At 40.8% G+C, this 14,367-nt stretch carries 13 protein-coding genes; 3 read left to right on the plus strand and 10 right to left on the minus strand.

Annotated elements, in window-relative coordinates:
- Positions 1–58 precede the first annotated feature (58 nt).
- The 9 genes from KZC02_RS21155 to KZC02_RS21195 form a co-directional block, all read right to left on the minus strand.
- A complete protein-coding gene (locus KZC02_RS21155) occupies positions 59–1,423 on the minus strand; it encodes an alkaline phosphatase family protein (RefSeq protein WP_221390514.1) in 1,365 nt (454 codons plus the stop codon).
- A gap of 36 nt (positions 1,424–1,459) precedes the next feature.
- Entirely contained in the window at positions 1,460–2,683 is a 1,224-nt protein-coding gene (gene eboE, locus KZC02_RS21160; RefSeq protein WP_221390515.1) for a metabolite traffic protein EboE, read from the minus strand.
- A gap of 76 nt (positions 2,684–2,759) precedes the next feature.
- A complete protein-coding gene (locus KZC02_RS21165; RefSeq protein WP_221390516.1) occupies positions 2,760–3,938 on the minus strand; it encodes a 3-dehydroquinate synthase in 1,179 nt (392 codons plus the stop codon).
- 191 nt (positions 3,939–4,129) lie between these two features.
- Complete coding sequence (eboC, locus tag KZC02_RS21170; protein ID WP_221390517.1) at positions 4,130–4,999, minus strand: UbiA-like protein EboC; 870 nt, start codon at positions 4,997–4,999, stop codon at positions 4,130–4,132.
- A gap of 1 nt (position 5,000) precedes the next feature.
- On the minus strand, positions 5,001–6,026 hold the full coding sequence (locus KZC02_RS21175) for a TatD family hydrolase (protein WP_221390518.1): 1,026 nt from the start codon (positions 6,024–6,026) through the stop codon (positions 5,001–5,003).
- On the minus strand, positions 6,010–6,888 hold the full coding sequence (locus tag KZC02_RS21180; protein ID WP_221390519.1) for an EboA domain-containing protein: 879 nt from the start codon (positions 6,886–6,888) through the stop codon (positions 6,010–6,012). The genes KZC02_RS21175 and KZC02_RS21180 overlap by 17 nt, the downstream gene beginning before the upstream one ends.
- Before the next feature lie 205 nt (positions 6,889–7,093).
- Complete coding sequence (locus tag KZC02_RS21185; protein WP_221390520.1) at positions 7,094–7,723, minus strand: MgtC/SapB family protein; 630 nt, start codon at positions 7,721–7,723, stop codon at positions 7,094–7,096.
- A 101-nt stretch (positions 7,724–7,824) separates the two neighbouring features.
- Positions 7,825–8,199, minus strand: coding sequence for a DUF5618 family protein (locus KZC02_RS21190; protein ID WP_221390521.1), 375 nt, complete (start codon positions 8,197–8,199; stop codon positions 7,825–7,827).
- 113 nt (positions 8,200–8,312) lie between these two features.
- A complete protein-coding gene (locus KZC02_RS21195; RefSeq protein ID WP_221390522.1) occupies positions 8,313–9,602 on the minus strand; it encodes an aminopeptidase P family protein in 1,290 nt (429 codons plus the stop codon).
- Between the two features lie 172 nt (positions 9,603–9,774).
- Here KZC02_RS21195 and KZC02_RS21200 point away from each other — a divergent pair, with 172 nt between their 5' ends.
- From KZC02_RS21200 to KZC02_RS21210, 3 genes are all read left to right on the plus strand, one after another.
- A complete protein-coding gene (locus KZC02_RS21200; RefSeq protein ID WP_221390523.1) occupies positions 9,775–11,301 on the plus strand; it encodes a S8 family serine peptidase in 1,527 nt (508 codons plus the stop codon).
- Positions 11,302–11,604: 303 nt separating this feature from the next.
- A complete protein-coding gene (locus KZC02_RS21205) occupies positions 11,605–12,864 on the plus strand; it encodes a Gfo/Idh/MocA family protein (protein ID WP_221395131.1) in 1,260 nt (419 codons plus the stop codon).
- Positions 12,865–12,871: 7 nt separating this feature from the next.
- Positions 12,872–13,807: a TIM barrel protein gene (locus tag KZC02_RS21210; RefSeq protein ID WP_221390524.1), complete on the plus strand. Its 936-nt coding sequence runs from the start codon at positions 12,872–12,874 to the stop codon at positions 13,805–13,807.
- Between the two features lie 71 nt (positions 13,808–13,878).
- On the opposite strand, the gene KZC02_RS21215 is transcribed toward KZC02_RS21210, so the two are convergent.
- Positions 13,879–14,322: a hypothetical protein gene (locus KZC02_RS21215; protein ID WP_221390525.1), complete on the minus strand. Its 444-nt coding sequence runs from the start codon at positions 14,320–14,322 to the stop codon at positions 13,879–13,881.
- Between the last annotated feature and the right edge of the window lie 45 nt (positions 14,323–14,367).

Here is a 14,367-nt window from a genome sequence, read left to right on the forward strand (position 1 = left end):
TAAATACTAAGGCAGGAATCCCCTTAATAATTAACCCTTAATAATTAACCGTTCACAACTATAAGAGGTGCTTCCAGATCACATCATAAACATCAACTCCTTCAATAGAGTCTTTGTTTAAGGGCTGATCGGTAATACAGATTGGATAATATTCCGGTGAAACATTAATTCCGCCGTGAGAACCTTTTACCAATGTGGCATCCAAAGGAATCACATCCATCAGATAGCGGAATCCCATTAATTTCCTGGCAAGTTTGTAACCTGCTCTTAGTTTAATCAACGGGTTTTTTGGATCCATAAACATCTCAACCGGATCATAGCCTGGCTTGCGGTGAATATCCACCAGATGGGCATAATCTGGTGCTTTCTTATCATCAAACCAATAATAATAGGTAAACCAACTATTAGGATTTGCAACAGCAACGAGGTCTCCCGAACGTTCGTGATCCAGATGATATGCTTTCTGCTCTTTTTTGTCCAGAACCAAGTCAATACCGGGTGTTTCAAGAAGCAGTTTTTTTACTTTTTCCTTTACCGTAGGATCATTCAGATAAATATGGGCAATCTGATGATCCGAAGAGGCAAATGCTTTGGAAGCACCCGGATCAAGCAGTTCGTACCAACGCTCATTACGAACAGAAATTAATCCTTCTTCTCTTAAGATCCGGTTAATATGGATTGGGTTATTCACCGGATTTATTCCGTATTCCGAAAGCAGGATAATCTTCGCCTTTTTTGCTTCATAAAAGTTTACCAGCTCTTCTACCACCTTGTCGATTTCTGCGAGCTCTGGTTTGATCTTTTCAAAATCAGGGCCAAATTTTTGCAGGCAATAGTCAAGATGTGGCAAATATATTAATGTAAGCGTCGGATTGTGTTTGTTATCCACCCACATGGAAGCATCCGAGATCCATTTGGTCGATTTAATATTTGCATTGGGCCCCCAAAAGCTAAACAACGGAAATTGTCCCAGATCTTTTTGGAGTTCATCCCTCAATTCGGGCGGAAACGCATAACAATCCGGCGCCTTCACACCATCTGCATGATACTGAGGCCTCGGAGTTACAGAATAATCGGCGGTAGAATACATGTTATACCACCAGAACATTTTTGAACACGTAAATTTCGGGTCAAGCTTTTTGGCGGCATCCCAGATTTTATCACCTTTTACCAATTTGTTGGATTGTTTCCAGAATTTGATTTCGGAATCATCCCTGTCATACCACCCATTGCCAACAATTCCATGTTCTGCCGGCCATTTTCCTGTAATATAAGTACTTTGTGCTGTAGTAGTTACAGCTGGAAGAACTGGTTTAATGGGCGTTAAATGATGTTTTTGTAAATAACTTTGTAAAAATGGAGTATGTTCTCCAATAAGATTGGCGCTAAGACCTACAATATCAATAACAACTGTTTTGTTCATAAATATTTTCTTTAGAACTTATCTGCTCCTGACATTTTAAGCAGTTATTTCATCCAATAAAGGTTTGTCCAATATTTGCTGAACCCATTGCATTTCTCTCACAATTGACTCTCCGATTGGTTTTTGCATATCTTCAGGAAGAACTCCCCAAGTATAAGTTTCGACTTCAAGAAAAGTTGAAAAAGGTTTTTTCTGATGAATGGCCAGTGTTTTTACAATATCACTTTGTGTTGAATCGAGTACGCCGTAAGAAGCAATGAATAAAGGAACATGAAAATGAATCCGCCATTCCTCCTGATTTTCATTCCAGCCTTCCAAAGCTTCGGGCAGATCAGGATAATGTGTCTGGCTTTGATCCGAATTTCGCGTTACTACCTGATGTAAATACACGGGCTCATCAAAAGTTTCGATTGCTTTACGTTTGATTTCTTTGTTGGAAGAAAAATCAATTTTAAGCGCAGAACTGATCTGGATACGGCCTACTTTGATACCCGTTTCTATAAGTGATTTTAATATATTTTCGGGTTCTTCAAAAGCCACGGCGGCATGACAAATATCATAACACAGCTGAATATGGTCGAAAATGATTGTTTTGCTATCGTCGTCAGAAATAGCATATCTTTCGCTCAGATATGAAGTCCCGGTTGGCAAAAGAACATCACGGTACCAGTTTACAAAATCCACAGTATTGTCAAGAATTCCATCCGGTTCGGGCTCAATATCAAGATGTACCAATATTCCTGTTTCTTCTTTTATCAGAATTAATTCGTCCAGTAATATCAGGATATTGGTGGTAGCATCCTGAATGGCGTTCTGCTTTTGATCTTCGTTTTTCCACCACAAACGATAGGAGAGAGGCGGGGTAGAAACGCCGCCTTCCATACCATCTGGAAGTAATTGGGATAAAATCCGGAAGAGCCTGATTGTATAATCAAGCCGGTCGTTTGTAGTCCAGTCGGGTGTGTGAACATCTCCTTTTACAATGGTATTATGAAAACCGCCGTAAGGAAAACCATTTATCACAAAAACATAGATATCTTCTTCCTGGAGCCACTTTTTAAACCCGGCAATTCTTTCAGGTTTAACAAGTTCAACAGATGCGTCATTGGCAATTCTTAAACCTAAACCAAACGGTTTGTCCGGAGAAAGCTGTTGTTTGATATATGGTAAATTTTCCCTGAGTTCCTTAAAGTGATCGTCCCATTTTTCTCCGGGATGAATATTACTGCAATAAGTTAAATGACCATAAGGAGTGTTCATGGGTTGAGAGAAAAAGGTTAAAAGGTAAAGGGCTAAAAAGGTAAATGGCTGATTTAGAGATAATTATTAATTTAATCTAAATATTTGCATCCTCCGCGGTTAAATTAATATTCATTGTTTCCAGGTAATCTACTGAACTCACAATTACCTCTGCATCCAATTCATGCACTTCTACTCCTTTGCCGATTTTCTCTAAAAGCATAATAGTAAGCCTTCCACCTAAATGCTCGCGGAATTCGTGCAACCCATTTCTGAGATTGATCTTATCATTTTCTGCCAGTTTCGGGTGATAAAGTTCAAAACCAAGTTTAATCAGAACATCCAGAATCCGATGCAGGTCTGACTCAGGAAGCATACCAATTTTTGCTGCATAAACGCAATCCAGGGCAATTCCTATTGCCACGGCTTCTCCATGGCGTACTTCAAAATGTGTCAGGTATTCGAGTTTGTGCGCTGCCCAGTGTCCAAAATCAAGCGGGCGTGAGGAGCCGAATTCAAAGGGATCGCCTCCGCCGATATGTTCCGTATGCATTTCAGCACAACGATGAATGAGATAAGCCATTGCTGTTTCGTCACGATGGGCAAGTGCAAGGGTATTTTCTTCAATCCAGTTGAAAAAAGAAACATCTTTGATCAGAGCAACTTTAATGGCTTCGGCAATTCCGGCGCGCCAGTCGCGGTCATCCAGGGTTTTTAGCAATGAAAGATCGTTGAATACTGCAACTGGCGGTGCAAAGGTGCCAAGGAAGTTTTTCTTGCCATGAAAATTGATACCATTTTTAACACCAACACCTGAGTCATTCTGTGAAAGTACAGTTGTCGGAATCCTGATCAGCTTGATACCACGATGAGATACGGCAGCTGCATAACCAACCAAATCCAGAACGGCTCCACCACCAATTCCAATTACGAAAGAATGACGGTCAATTCCATGTATATCTACGGATTTTGCCAGTTTTTCAAAAAGATCAGGATCATTTTTTGAAGCTTCCCCACCCGGTACAACTATTATTTCCGATGCAAGACTGATATGCTGAATATATTGCGAAAAGTATGATTTAATGTCTTGGGTAAGTGTTGGGTGATGCTTTAAAAAGCCAGCATCTACTATTACCAAAGCTTTACGCTGAAAGCCCTGCTCGGTATAGTTACTAAAAAAGTCTTTCAGAATAACGTTGTTCTGATCAAATATGTCGTGAGTAAAGAAGATAGAATAATTGTATTCTATCTGAAAACGTTGTTTTATGGTTTGCATTGAAATAGGCATTAGACACCAACTAAAAGGGTTAATATATTTACTATAACGCTGAAAAGAGAGGTTTTTAACATAACCTCATAAATTTATCTGAATTATAATCTTATTCTAATCAAGACTTACTTTTTGGAGAATACCATTAGTCCGCTTAATTAGAAAATAGTAATTACAGCTTTCAATTATCAAAAGCCCTATGTAACTGCAAAAACCCGTGCCAAAAGTATGGATAACGGCAACAATGTCAGAACTAAAAGAGCTAACGGCCATAGCCCGAATGCGACACACCAGGAAGCATTCATGACAATCAAAGAAATAACTCCTGCTTTCACAGCTTTTCCAATCAGCGGGCCGATGGGGTTTTGAATTGCATTCCACAATGGTCGGCCAATAAGCCATGCATGAAGGATTACAAACGGGATGGTAAAGAGTATGTTTCCATGTTGTTGGGAAATTACGAGTTGAATGGCCAAAACGATTAGATAAAGTAATGCAGCAATGTAAAGCGTTCTTCTTTTGCCGCCATGTACTTCATCCTGACTAATCATTGTAATAGCGAAGATATAGGCAATTGGTAATAAAGCAATCAATCCCCACTTTTCAATTGATTCGGGTAATACACTCATTCCCAGTATCAGATTTCCACCACGGCACATTCCCATTGTCAGCGGACCGAGAAAAGCATGGTGTTTGGCAAAGCGATTATAAATTACTGTAAGCAAAGCAATTGTGATAGCTATGAGACCGCTTTCAAGGCTAAACATAGCAGCTGACAGTATTCCCAGAAACAATAAAGAAATTCCCATTACAGCAGCAACTTTCAAAGGAACATTACCGCTCGGAATTGGTCTTTCCGGTCGTTCAATACTGTCTAATTTTGCATCGAAAACATCGTTCATCACTACTCCTCCTGCATATAAGCCCAGTGTCGAAAGAAGAAGATAAGTGGGTTGAAAGCTTGAAAATGTAAATTGTGCAATAGCCATCCCGGCCAGTATGTCTGCAATGGCGGTAACTAGATTGGCCGGACGTGTAAGCTGAAGATAAGGTTTTAGGCTACTCACTTTATTGGATTAATAATGAATTTTTAGCTGGCGCGGGCTGCTGTCCTCCACGCAAAATAGAATTTCCATGAAATTTGGCTGAATGATCACTTTCCATACCATCTTCAAAATCGGTAACATCAATTTGTCCGCTTTTTCCAAAGGCATCAATAGCATTCTGATAGGTTACGAGTTTGATGGATTCATTTGTAATCCCTCTCATTTTCATTAAAGCTGCTGTTTTTGGAATGGCCAGCGGATCTGAAATTCCCCAGTCAGCTGCCGAATTAATCATAATTCGTTCAGGGCCGTATTGTTCAACTACTTTTACCATCCGTTCATTTCCCATTTTTGTAAATGGGTAAATGGTAAATCCTGCCCAAAATCCTTTATCCAAAACACTTTTTACCGTTTCTTCATTATTGTGGTCAACAATAACCCAGGAAGGATCAAGCCCGTGTTCAAGTGCAATGGCCATACTTCGTTCCGTGCCTTTCTTTTTGTCACGGTGTGGTGTATGTATCTGCACAGGAAGATTCGCCTTTTTTGCCAGCTCCAATTGCAGGCGATAATATTTTTCTTCAGCAGGGGTCTGGTCATCGAAACCTATTTCACCAATACCAACAACTCCTTCTTTATAAATATACAATGGCAAAATCTCCATGACCTGCTCAGCCAAAGGTTCATTATTGGCTTCACGGGAATTAAGGCCCATGGTGCAGTAATGTTTAATTCCAAACTGGGAAGAACGGAACCTTTCCCAACCTACCAGGCTGCTGTAATAATCCTTAAAACTGGAAAGTCCGGTCCGTGGCTGCCCAACCCAGAATGCAGGCTCTATAAGTGCTACAATACCAGCCTGATACATAGCCTGGTAATCGTCCGTAGTACGGGAAACCATGTGGATATGCGGATCAAAAAACCGCATTCCTTTTATCAGTTCATTATACTCGCTCCATGTTATATCGGTATGTGCGGGTGTATTTCCATCGTCACTATCTTCAAAGTGGGAAGGATTTTGAGTTGTTTCGTTATGGTTGAGGCACATAGGTGTTTAGGTCTGTGGTTTCAAGATCAGTCCATGTCAGTTTGCCGGAAGCAACAGACTTTTGCAGTTCCGGATAATTGGAAATGAGTTCAATGGCAGGTTTATAACCTGATTCAAAGCTCGCAATTGCTGCTGCCTGTTGATTTGGTACATATCTGGATTGAAGCAAATGCTGCATATCTCCTGCAATAATATCGTTCATGAAATTACTTACAAGCCTCCAGACCTGTGGGGCAACAGAACGTCCTGCTGCCCAGCGTTCATGCGCGAAATCGGAAAGGATCATAGCCAGATCTTCATTCCTCCTGCTTTCAAGCCCTTCAATAAAGTGAATTGGTTTGTCATTAAAAATGGTTTTCAATACCAGCTGATTCCAAGCCTGTTCACTGAAATATCTGGCAGGGAACGGATTATGTAAAGCAATAGCATCAAATACAAAACCCATGTTGGAACGTACCGCATCAGTTGCCCTGAATAGCCACTCATCAGGATAGGATAAAAGGGGAAGAGCAGAATAGAGCGCAACCAGCTCATTCATTTCGGCAGTATCAAAGAGTGTCGATATATTTTTTACATACGTTTCTTTATCCGAAGAATCCAGCTGAGTGAGCAGCCAAACCCTGCTAAGCCGTACGAGAGACCAGTCATTTACTGAAAAGCCGGCAATTTCGGCATTCAGTTCCCAGGCTTGTTCAGGTGTAACGGTGATAATTTTTTTATGCAGATTTCTTGGAGAAGCCACAAAAGCAGTCATTAATTCCAACGGATCTGACGAGCCTTTTTGCGTGAGCCAATCCGATTCAGAAGGGGAGGTATTCTGACTGATTACCTCCCGGATTTTTTGCTGTATAACGTCTGACATGATAAACTAAAAAGCAATGAATTTACAAAAGTGATACAACCAGCGTAAATAATTTATGAGATGGATCATCCTTAGCTAAAACCTTAACAATTACATAAAGTTTCCATTAGCCTGTTTATAACAATTTTTCCAAAAAGTAATTCTTGTAACCGTGTGTTTATTTGAATTTCTAAATAAAAACTAATTTCTATTATCAGTTAATTTATCAAAAATCGAATTCCAGGATTTCCGGATCATTCAGCAGGTATTCTGTAACTTCCTCATGCATTTTCTGAGATCCCTGCAAAGTCCAGTTTCCTGTGATATGGCTTCCCGAGCGGTTTTGCTCTCCTCTTAAAATTTTCAGATGATTATTTTTAAAGAATTCCTCGTAATTTTTGAGAGAACTTTTGTGGTAAATACACATCAGCCTGTAATTTCTGATCTGGCTTTTGTGTCTGATGTATTTCTGGATCGGGGTCAGAATAACAAGTGAAAGTCCCGCTATAATGAAGCAGCTTAATGTAACCGCATACATTCCCGCACCAATACCCATTCCCAGCGCAGCTGTAACCCAAACAATAGCGGCGGTGGTAATACCAACAACCCGGTTATTTTCCCTGAAAATAATTCCTGCCCCAATAAAGCCAATTCCCGTTACAATATTAGCCGCAATTCTATCCGCATCTGAACCGATTTTTGCAGATAATATAGTAAATAACGTGGAGCCGACTGCAATCAGTATCATTGTCCTGAGCCCGGCAGATTTGCTGCGATATTCCCTTTCGGTACCAATAATAGCACCAAGCAAAAAGGAAACCAGCAGTTTGTAAATATCTTCGGTCAAAAATTCCATATGAGTTGATCGGGCCTTTATTTATTCAAAAGCCGGAAAGATTTAGAATCTTCCGGCTTGAGATAATTTATGGAAACAATGCTGAGCTATCATTCAGCTTTTCAGGCGATTGCGGTCTGATTTTCCAGCCAGCCAATAATTTTTTCAGCTTCTTCCAATCCGGTAGCAGCGAGTTCCGCACTTTTTTCGCCATCAGCCATATCCAGATAAAGTACCTGGTAAGCTGTTGTAAATGAGTTATATATTTTTTTGTCCCATTTTACCAAATGCTGTTTGTACCAGTCAACGTTTTTCAGGCCTTTGCCTTTTTTGCCCAAAAAGTCGTCAAGTGCAAATAAGATTCCGGTATAAGCCGTCTGTCCTGCTAATTTTACATATTCTGTATCCTGATAAAAGCCACCTTCTTTCAGTGCTTTTTCACGAAGAATATCTTTTGCGTCCTTAATATGGCGTTTAGCTTCGAGTATGCTATTCATATTGTTGATGTTATCAATTTTCTGTTCTACAATTGTCCTTTCCTAATTACCAACAAAAGTATTGTATACATGGTGTCATATTTCAGAATATAGGAATAATATTTATATTTTCCTCATTTATTCATCAAATCTTCAATTTCTTCGGCTTCAATCGGAATGTGTCCCATCAGATCAATATTGCCTTCAGCAGTAATCAGAATGTTGTTTTCAAGCCGTATCCCCAGTCCTTCTTCTTTGATATAGATACCTGGCTCGCAAGTGAATACCATACCCGGTTCAAAACGACGGTACTTATTTCCAACGTCATGGATGTCCAGTCCCAGAAAATGAGACGTTCCGTGCGGAAAGTATTTTTTGTAAGCAGGCCAGTCAGGATCCTGTTTGGTTATGTCGTCCTTGGAAATGAGACCGAGGCCAATCAATTCACTTTCCATGATTTTACTGACTTCCAGATGATATTCATCCCAGATATTACCTGTTACCAGCATACTCTTTGCCGATTTGAAAACGCGTAATACCGCATCGTAAACTTCTCGCTGGCGTTTAGTGAATTTCCCGTTTACCGGAATACTTCTTGATAAATCGGAGCCGTAATTGGCATATTCGGCTGCCACGTCCAGAAGTAGCACATCACCATCATTGCACGTTCTGTCATTCTGAATATAATGCAAAACGCATGCGTTCGCGCCGGAAGCAATGATCGGCTGATATGCAAACCCTTTTGAACGGTTTATTAAAAATTCATGGATCAGTTCAGCTTCAATTTCAAATTCCTGAACACCCGGTTTTACAAATTTCAGTAACCTTTCAAATCCCAGTTTCGTAATATCACAAGCCTTTTGCATCAAGGCTATTTCAGCAGGTTGTTTAATTGCACGGAGCTGATGCATCAGCGGAGCAAGCCTTACCAGATGATGAACCGGATATCTTTCCTTAAATTCAGCAACAAACCTTGCTTCCCGCGTCTGAACGATCGAACCGTTACGGGTATGTTCATTGGTATTGAGATAAACATGGTCAGCTTCAAAAATAATGTTGCCAAAAATAGTTTCAAACTGATGCGTCCAGTAAACATTCGTAATACCAGACACTTCCCTTGCCTGTTCCTTTGTTAGTTTTTCTCCTTCCCAAACTGCAATCAGCTCATTGGTTTCGCGCAGAAACAGCACTTCCCGGAATTTTTCGTCCGGATGGTCCGGAAAAGTAAGCAGTACAGTTTCCTCCTGGTCTACTCCGGTAAGGTAAAATATATCCGAGTTTTGTTTAAAACCCATTGCCCCGTCTGCATTGCTGGGCATAATGTCATTGGAATTCAAAATAACCAGCGACCTGGGCTTTAATAATTCGGTAAGCCTGAGCCTGTTTTCAACAAACAAAGATTTGTCGATGGAAGAATAACGCATGTGGTTTAATTTTGTAACTGGTAATTTAATTTGTAAAATTACGTTTATCTTGTTTAAATAATATTGAAAAAAGCATAAAATCAATTCTGTATTATCTTTAAAAACGTCGATATTTGAACTCGTTTTAGTACAAAATATTGTCGCCTGCATAGCCTAACTATTCGATATTTTCATGAGAAGATTTTTTTTACTGGCATTCGTGTTTGCCCCGCTTCTTTTATCTGCAAGTCCGAAATACTGGATTTATTTAAAAAATAAAAACCTGAATACCAGTCCTGCGGTGTCTCCGCTGACTTTGGAAAACCGCCATAAAATGGGTCTGGCTATTTCGGATGTAACGGATTTTCCTGTAAGTGCGGATTATGAAACGGTTCTTCGTGAGAACTCAGTGAAAATTATCAACCGTTCCAAATGGCTGAATGCTGTGTCGGCCACACTGACCAGTGAACAAGCCAGCCGTGTTCGTCAGCTTGATTTTGTGCAAGATGTGGTTCAGATTGATCCGGGGTTTTATATTGCCAGAACACAACCCGTTGAAAAAGCACAAATGGCACCGGTAATGTCACAGGTTCAGGCGAATGCTTTTCTAAAAGAAGGGATTTCGGCAAAGGATGTTACAATAGGTGTAATTGATGCCGGATTTTATGGTGCCGATTCTTCACTTTCTTTAACTCAGATTTTCGATAACCACAGAGTATTAGGTATCCGGGATTATGTAAAACCAGGCCGGCCGGGTGATTTGTTGTTCAGTACAGCAGAATCGTTCTCGGATATGCATGGAACAGAAGTACTTGCAGCCATTTCCGGTATTGATTACAAAGACCAGATCCAGTACGGAATGGCAACGAATGCTAAGTTTTATCTTGCACGTACCGATTATTCACTAAGGGAATACCGAGGTGAAGAGGATAACTGGATTGCGGCAATGGAGTGGATGGACAGTCTGGGCGTCCGTTTAATAAATACATCTCTGGGTTATGCCAAAGGTTTTTCTGATCCGAAAGAAAACTATACGCCTTCGCAAATGGATGGCAAAACCAGTGCTATCAGCCGTGCAGCACAGATTGCCTCTGACAAAAAAGGAATTACACTGATCGTTTCGGCGGGAAATGAAGGTGACGACAAAGGCTGGGGCATAGTATCTACGCCTGCTGATGCAAAAGGCGTTTTAGCGATAGGCGCTACCAATGGAAAGTTATGGAACCGAATCAGTTACAGCAGTACCGGCCCGGAGTTTTTATCTTATGTGAAGCCTAATGTTTCATGCTTTTCTTTATACGGAACTTCTTTATCTGCGCCGGTTATTACCGGGTTTGCGGCATGCTTACTACAAGCTAATCCCAAACTCACGAATAAAGAGCTTCTTGACCTGATTGAAAAATCGGCGCATTTATATCCGTATGGGAATAATTTTGTCGGATATGGCGTACCTCTGGCTTCCCGCGCTCTTGCCCTGATCAAAGCACCTTATCTGCCCAATAATTCCAGGCTTATTGAAGTGAAAGGCCGCAGCTGTGAAATTGACGTTACAAGCCTGGAACCACTCGTTGCGATATACAGGAAGAAAAATACCAAAGATGTTTTATCCCAGCAGGTGGCGAAGGTTCAGAATGGTAAAATTTCACTAAAACGCCAGAATGGCGAACACTTTACGACTATTGATCTGAAAGACTCGGTAATAGAAGTAGAATGGAACTGAAGTAATAATCCGAAAAATTTGAATTGATCTGTATTTCCTGGTTTCCCAATCTGTTGGGGGCAGGAATCGGCAATATTACACATCAAATATTATTTTGTGTTTTCTTGCAAGTAGTTGCGTTAACGAGCACACTTTTCAATTTTTGCAATTTTATTGATATACTTTCCGTTAGATTTATTTATCTTTATTGCGTCGATATGAGTTTTAACAAAATTATATTGCCATGATTTCTATTTCTAAATTCCTTAATCTCATTACTAAAGCATTATCCTAATGAATACTTCCAGACGAGACGTTTTGAAAATGGCGGGTGTTGCACTGGCAGGCAGCACTCTTCCGACTATCACTATTTTAAACCCGAACCGTGCATTTGCAGGTGTAAATACCGACACCCTGAAAGTTGGTTTGATCGGTTGTGGAGGACGTGGTTCCGGTGCTGCCAACCAGGCTTTGAAAGCAGATCCTAACGTGGTTTTACATGCTATGGGTGACATTTTTAAAGATAAAATGGATTCGTCTCTTGAAAATCTGACCAAGGTTCACGGAGCAAAAGTAAAGGTAGACGAAGGCCATAAATTCATTGGATTTGATGCATTTCAAAAAGTATTGGATTCGGGTGTTGACGTAGTAATCCTGGCAACTCCTCCGCATTTCCGTCCGGAGCATTTAACAGCCGCGATCAATGCAGGCAAACATGTATTCTGTGAAAAACCAGTAGCCGTTGATGCTCCCGGTGTAAGAAAAGTGCTGGAAGCTGCCAAACTTGCCAAACAGAAGAACCTTTCTTTGATGTCAGGATTTTGCTGGAGATATCATGAACCAAAACGCCAGAGTTTCTCAAGAATCCTTGATGGTGCAGTTGGCGATATTTCTGCTATTTACAATACTTATGATACAGGTACACTTTGGTCGTTTCCTCGTGTAGCCGGCTGGACAGATGCTGAATACGTATTGCGTAACTGGACTTATTATACCTGGTTAGCTGGTGATCATATTGTTGAACAGGCAGTTCACAGTATTGATATGATGTCGTGGGCAATGGGCGGAAAGCTGCCTATATCTGCGACCGGCACCGGTGGAAGGCAAGTGCGTACAGATTCTCTTTTTGGAAATATATTTGACCATTTTGCCGTGACCTACGAATACGAAAATGGCGCAAAAGGGTTCCATCATTCACGTCAGCAGGCAAACTGTGAAAACAGTTACCTGGTAGAAACACTTGGTACAAAAGGACGTGCAATGGTGAACTGTGCAAGAAATGTGCATGAAATATATGGACAAAAACCCTGGAAATACGAAGGCCCGCAAAGCGATATGTACCAGACAGAGCATAACGAATTATTTGCTTCAATCCGTAGCGGTAAACTGATCAATGACGGTGAAATGATGGCCCAGAGTACTTTATTGGCTATCATGGGTAGAATGGCTGCTTATACAGGAAAGAGAGTAACATGGGATGAAGCAATGAACTCAACAGAAAAACTTGGACCGGATACATACAGTTTTGATATGAAACCGCCTGTTGTTGAGGTTGCCAGGCCAGGTATTACTTCTTTCTCTTAATAACGTTATGCAAAGAAGAGATTTTCTTAAAAACAGTGCATTGGCAACAACTGCCGCGGTAGTAGGAACGGGTGCCATTGCAGCAGCAAATACTGGCATCTATGTGAAACCAGTTGCAGAATTACTTAGCCCGATAGCCCGGCCGATGGTGAAAAAAAGCCTTATGTGGGGAATGATCAAGGAAGACTTATCGATTATGGACAAGTTTAAGTTGCTGAAAGATCTTGGTTATGATGGTGTAGAGCTCGACTCTCCCGACAAACTCGATATGAAGGAAGTTCTTGAGGCCAGAGACAAAACGGGTTTGCTGATACCTGGAACAATCAATTCCATGCACTGGAAACTGCCATTGTCCGATCCCGACCCGAAGAAAAGGGAAGAATGTGTGAAGTCAATTGAAAAAGCATTGTGGGATACCAAACATTACGGCGGTACAACAGTTCTGGTGGTACCGGGTGTGGTAAATGCCAATGTGAGTTATAGTGAAGCATACGAACGTTCGCAGGCGGAAATCCGTAAGCTACTTCCGGTAGCTGAAAAAACGGGTGTGAAAATAGCCATTGAAAATGTCTGGAACCAGTTTTTGCTAAGCCCTTTGGAAGCTGCAAAGTATGTCGATGATTTCAAACATCCGATGGTTGGCTGGTATTTTGATGTAGGGAACGTGCTCCGTTACAGCTGGCCTGCTTCCTGGATTGAGGCACTGAACAAACGCATATTAAAGCTCCATTTGAAAGAATTCAGCTTCAAAAAGCAAAATGATCTTGGGCTCTGGAAAGGTTTTGATGTTGAGTTTTTTGACGGTGATAACAATTGGCCCGAAGTGAACAAAGCATTGCAAAAAGTCGGATATTCCGGTTGGGCATCTGCGGAAGTTGCTGGTGGTGACAGGAAGCGTCTGTTAACTGTCCGGGAGAAAATGGATGAGATTTTTAAGGCGTAAGAAATAAAAATTACTAAAATAAGAAAAGCCCGGTTCGTGCCGGGCTTTTCTTATTTAAAATTAATCCTTTCCTACTTCTTCACAGCCTTCCGATAACTCTTCAAGGCCGTAATTTTCAATTCGCCGTCTTCAACTTTTACCTTTTTATATTCCTTAAATTCATTTTCTTTTCCCTTGAAACCGATGATACAAGAAAGGTCTTCCGGCCCTTTTTTCATTTCTACAACTGGCTGGATTCCGAAATCAGGGATCATCAGCGTATCTTCTACCTGCAATTCCTTATACTGAATTTTTAAAAGGTACTTAAAAGTCATTGGTGTTTCAAAAGCTTCAACGGCAAATTTCCATTTATTGAGTTTGTCTTTATCTGCAACCGGTTCGCTGTAACTGGCAGCGGCTTCCTTTTTTACGTTAGCTCTTGTTTCTGAAATGTCGCCTTCATCTGTGCCGGAATCGCTTTGTTTGTTACAGGATAGGAGGGTGAACACGAGTAATAATGACCAGTATTTTTTCATAAATAAAGTGGTATATTCTTCAACAGTGAAGAATAAAGATAGAAA

The organism is Dyadobacter sp. NIV53, from assembly GCF_019711195.1.
Lineage (GTDB): Bacteria > Bacteroidota > Bacteroidia > Cytophagales > Spirosomataceae > Dyadobacter.

Bases quoted from the DNA above. Each gene is read 5' to 3' on its own strand.
- KZC02_RS21180 (WP_221390519.1), bottom strand. From the start codon at position 6,888: ATGTCAGACGTTATACAGCAAAAAATCCGGGAGGTAATCAGTCAGAAT.
- KZC02_RS21195 (WP_221390522.1), bottom strand. From the start codon at position 9,602: ATGCGTTATTCTTCCATCGACAAATCTTTGTTTGTTGAAAACAGGCTC.
- KZC02_RS21210 (WP_221390524.1), top strand. From the start codon at position 12,872: ATGCAAAGAAGAGATTTTCTTAAAAACAGTGCATTGGCAACAACTGCC.
- KZC02_RS21185 (WP_221390520.1), bottom strand. From the start codon at position 7,723: ATGGAATTTTTGACCGAAGATATTTACAAACTGCTGGTTTCCTTTTTG.
- KZC02_RS21175 (WP_221390518.1), bottom strand. From the start codon at position 6,026: ATGTGCCTCAACCATAACGAAACAACTCAAAATCCTTCCCACTTTGAA.
- eboE (WP_221390515.1), bottom strand. From the start codon at position 2,683: ATGAACACTCCTTATGGTCATTTAACTTATTGCAGTAATATTCATCCC.
- KZC02_RS21200 (WP_221390523.1), top strand. From the start codon at position 9,775: ATGAGAAGATTTTTTTTACTGGCATTCGTGTTTGCCCCGCTTCTTTTA.
- KZC02_RS21165 (WP_221390516.1), bottom strand. From the start codon at position 3,938: ATGCAAACCATAAAACAACGTTTTCAGATAGAATACAATTATTCTATC.
- KZC02_RS21205 (WP_221395131.1), top strand. From the start codon at position 11,605: ATGGCGGGTGTTGCACTGGCAGGCAGCACTCTTCCGACTATCACTATT.
- KZC02_RS21190 (WP_221390521.1), bottom strand. From the start codon at position 8,199: ATGAATAGCATACTCGAAGCTAAACGCCATATTAAGGACGCAAAAGAT.
- KZC02_RS21155 (WP_221390514.1), bottom strand. From the start codon at position 1,423: ATGAACAAAACAGTTGTTATTGATATTGTAGGTCTTAGCGCCAATCTT.
- KZC02_RS21215 (WP_221390525.1), bottom strand. From the start codon at position 14,322: ATGAAAAAATACTGGTCATTATTACTCGTGTTCACCCTCCTATCCTGT.